The sequence below is a fragment of the Bacillus sp. AFS017336 genome (genome assembly GCF_002555445.1).
GTDB lineage: Bacteria > Bacillota > Bacilli > Bacillales > Bacillaceae_G > Gottfriedia.
The window spans coordinates 1-4,158 of sequence record NZ_NUCO01000153.1 but is presented as its reverse complement, the minus strand read 5'-3'; the positions used below and the strand labels follow the sequence as shown (position 1 = coordinate 4,158).

General features: G+C 34.2%; 3 protein-coding genes. All 3 read right to left on the bottom strand.

Annotation, left to right across the window (positions count from 1 at the left end; all coding sequences use genetic code 11):
- Positions 1-103: 103 nt before the first annotated feature.
- Positions 104-1,348 carry a helix-turn-helix domain-containing protein gene (locus tag CN601_RS25670; protein ID WP_098172774.1) on the bottom strand — a complete coding sequence of 415 codons (1,245 nt, stop codon included), beginning with the start codon at positions 1,346-1,348 and terminating at the stop codon, positions 104-106.
- 454 nt (positions 1,349-1,802) lie between these two features.
- On the bottom strand, positions 1,803-3,827 hold the full coding sequence (locus CN601_RS25665) for a dockerin type I domain-containing protein (RefSeq protein ID WP_179865702.1): 2,025 nt from the start codon (positions 3,825-3,827) through the stop codon (positions 1,803-1,805).
- A 141-nt stretch (positions 3,828-3,968) separates the two neighbouring features.
- Positions 3,969-4,158: S8 family serine peptidase (locus tag CN601_RS25660; protein WP_179865701.1), on the bottom strand; the 190-nt coding region annotated here is incomplete at its 5' end.

Sequence of the window (4,158 nt, the reverse complement as noted above, 5' to 3'; positions counted from 1 at the left end):
ATTTAAGTTAGCATTTGTATCATCCTTAATCGACAGGAATATATAGAAAAATAGATTAGCAAATTTACTGTGCAAAGCTGTGTGAGGAGGTCTCCTTGTATTTTTATATACTTAATAATTGTATATATTTGTTACTTTGGTCAGAAGTCGCATCGAGCCTATATTTCCAGTAAACGAGAAGACATTTTTTAAATCTCTCTACATTACCTATTTGATTTGCAATATACGCCACATCCAATAGTTCATTTAATCCCTCCGGCAACAACTTGCTTTTACACAGATACAAAGCATAAGAATATCGAAAATCCAAATTCATCTTCTGGTTTAGCCACCAATCTTTACTTGCAGCCATGACATCAATGGTATGTTGATACCAATCCAATAAGTTTTTAGCATCCTCTAATCGATTCAAGTGGACATATGCCTCGAGTACCTTTGGCAAACCAACATATACATCCTCTCTATCTTTTAACCAAGCAAGATAGTCATCTGCATACTCCAGTTGTCCAAAATCTAAAAAAACGGCGAACCGATTTCCAATGGCTATCTCAGCAAAATATTCGTTGACTTGAGCATATCGATCCGTAAGAGATAATATTTCTTCCAGTGAACCGCCCAAACCTGCCAGTGCAAAGCTTTTATACATAAGAGCTCTTGCATAATACTCGCCTACCTTGACCATGTACTCTAATCTCTCAGCGTAATATACAACTTTTTCCCATTGCTCACGTCTATAGTAAAACTCTAAAATACGTAAATACGCTTCCACTCTAACTTTTCTTGGCATGTATACCAATTTCTCTAACACATAAATCAATGCATCTTGCCCTTTCTCAGACATTCTTACAATATAAAATCGTCTAAAGTAACTGATTGCCAGTTGTTCTGAAAAGACATTCGATACATTTTCAATGATTAACTCATACAAGTGCAATGCTTTCTCTTCTTTTCCGGCTTTAAACAACTTCTCTGCAACGAAAAAAATATAAGTCAAATAATTGGTACGGATCTCGTCTGATTTTTCTGCTATCATGTGATTTAATAGACTTTGGCATTGTTTCTCGTATCCATAAGTAACACATTTAAATAAGAATAGAATACTTCTGCGCTTGTCCAACAGTTTGTTTTCGTTAAAACATTCATCTGCATAATACGAATATAGCGTACCTTCCTTCAACCCAAACGCTTCGGTAATGGCATCTAGATGTTTTAAAGATAGCAATTTCTTATGATTGAACATACGGCTTATATCACTGATATGAATACCCGACTTTTTTGCTAAGTCATTTTTTTTCCAGTTTTTCTCTTTGCATATTTGTTGAATTTTATGAAATAGAGCTAAATTCATTCTTCTCACCTGTTATTTATTTTTTTATTCCATGATTTTTCTGAAAGGAATATATAACAATATAATTTTAATTTCTTTCTAACCAGTTAGTTAACACTTCTATTATATTGAAACTTGATATAATATTATTTTTGAAAAATTTCATCAAATTTATTTAGTCCCATCTAAAAAGTGCAGTCCCACGTCCTGAACCCCTATCGTCGGTAAAAGTAATTTTATGCAAACCAAATCTGGTTAATCCATTGTTTCTAATAAGTCTGTGCAATTTTTGTGCGAATAATAGTGTACTTGGTGGTAGGGTGTTGTATTAATCAATTCAATTAATAACTATGAAGATTCAATGATAGAAAACTATAGATGAGGAAATAAGCTTAATTACTATGAAGTATACAGTTCTAAATCATTCTTTAATAAAAAAGAGCAACTACCTATTTGTAGTTGCTCTTTGCAAAGATTAGTTTAATCCTAATGCACTCTTAATACTTTCTAGTGATTGTGATTTATATTTCTTTTTAGGTGTAGGTGCATAATTAATAGTTGGATTTTGCATTAAGTAATTTTCTTCAACAAATGCCATATCTTTTGCGTCTACAACTCCATCAAAGTTAATATCTGCTTCACGCTTGTTTGTTCCCCAATATGTTTGGATATATAATGCATCCATTACATCGATTACATCATCCTTATTTACATCCCCTGCAATTGCTGGCTTAAGATGTAGAGCTAGATTTTGATAAGTAACTTTTCCATCTTCGTGGAACCCAATTGTAAAGTTATTGTGCACTGTAAAATGACCTGGAACATTGAACTCAAGTTCGTATTGATCATCATTTAATGGTAGATTTGGAATTGAGTAGACTACCGAAGAATTAACATCTCCATTATATACAGTTCCGTTCGAACTCGTAGCTTTAACTTTAATTCCCATTTTTGAATAATTAATCGATTGAAGTGCTGTCCCACTTGGATCCAAAAATGCTTCAGCGCTGTTAAACCCACGAGCTAGTGAATAAGTTGGTTCCATATAATAAGTAGATGGATTTCCACTCATTGCAGTTTTTGTCGTATCATTCATATCTTTATACGTAACACTTGTCATAAAAGCTGCGAACGTTACAGGATATGCAGTATAATCATTTTTCATTGTAAATGCTAAATCAGCCAGTGTAAGATTTCCTGATAATGGAGCAGCTCCATCCTTTAATGTAACTGTTACCGTTGCTTCATTTAGATCAGCATAGTATACCTTATCCTCGACATTTACATTAACTTTATCTGATACACTTGGACTTGGAGTGACATTCATAGATGCAACACTCGTATAATGATAAAACTTGTACACAGCTTGTTTTACATTATTTACTTTATTTAAAGTTAACGTTGCATGGGCAGTTTCCCCCATTTTTGCAGAACGTTTTTCAGGTTGCATATAACCGTATGCTACATCATCTCGTGTAACGAAAATGTCTCTACCTTCTTTAAATGTTTTATTTGAAGCAGCATCAAGTGCATAGAAAGAAAGTAACATTGCTCTAGTTGGGTTAGTTGGAATATCAATTGAGAATGTACCATCTGCATTTACAGGAACAGATACATCTCTTCCTCCAAAATTGTCTTTATAAAACACTCTAGTACTTCCTTGATTAAAATTCATGTCAAGTGCTGTCATTTCTGCAGTTTCTTTGTCATAAACCGAACCAGTAATAGTCACCTTACTTTGACCATTTTTATACTCAACTACATCAGGACTATTTACCGTCATTTTTGGAGCTGTGTTATCGAAATAGAAAGGTGCTTCTTGACTGAATGTGCGACCTGCATCATTTGTTCCAACCAATTTTAGTTTATAGTATCCAGGTTTTGCTAATTCTGTATCATAAGCAAATGGGTGCTCTGAATCACCTGTTGATTTGTTATAATTCCCATCAAAAATATGAGAAACGCCATAATTCACATTTTCTTGCATGCCTAAACCGTCCATCGTACCAACGAATCCTAACTCTTTACCTGTTTTTCCATCTTCAAGAATTACATCTAGCGTACGCATGTGAGATTTGATGCTAAAATAAGCATTCGTATAGATTAATTGACCAGCATATGCTGAGTCAGATACATGTGTAAATGCTTGAGGACTCATTGTAACAGGATTTATTCCTTCTTCAACCGTTTTAATTGCAAACGGTACTTGGAAGGTCTCATCCGGATTCGCATGATTTGTATATGTTACATAGCCTTCATATATTCCAAGTGCTGCTGTTTTTGGAACTGTGATTGCTACAACAGATTTCTTTTTAGAATTTGCTCCTACTTTAATCGACTTATCTGTAACAATCATTACGCCATTCGCATCAGCATCCAACGAGCCTCTACGACCTGTTTGGAAGGAAACATTCACATCATAAGTTTTTGCTTGATTACTATTATTGTAGATAGTAAGTGAGCGTTGATCACTTACATTTGCGCCAGCTGGTGCAAACACTCCAAATGCAAGTGCACCAGTTAAATCTTTGACTGTTTTTAGATTACCTTTTTTATCTAAAGTTCCTTTTGTTTCGTCTGTAACTTCGATTCTCGTTTGAGAGTGAATTGCTTCATAAGGATCAACTTGTCCTGCTCCTGATTAAAATACACTATAACTTCCATTTAATGGATCAGCAGTGTTCATTAATGTTTCTTTAATTTGAGCTGGCGTTAAATTGGGATTTGCTTGTAATAATAAAGCTGACACACCAGCTACATTTGGTGTAGCCATTGAAGTACCTGATAAATTATCATACGCATATTGATAGTTACCAATTTGATCTGCCCCA

What these genes read in the sequence shown, in the direction of transcription:
- CN601_RS25670 (WP_098172774.1), bottom strand. Translation starts at nt 1,348, where the DNA reads ATGAATTTAGCTCTATTTCATAAAATTCAACAAATATGCAAAGAGAAA.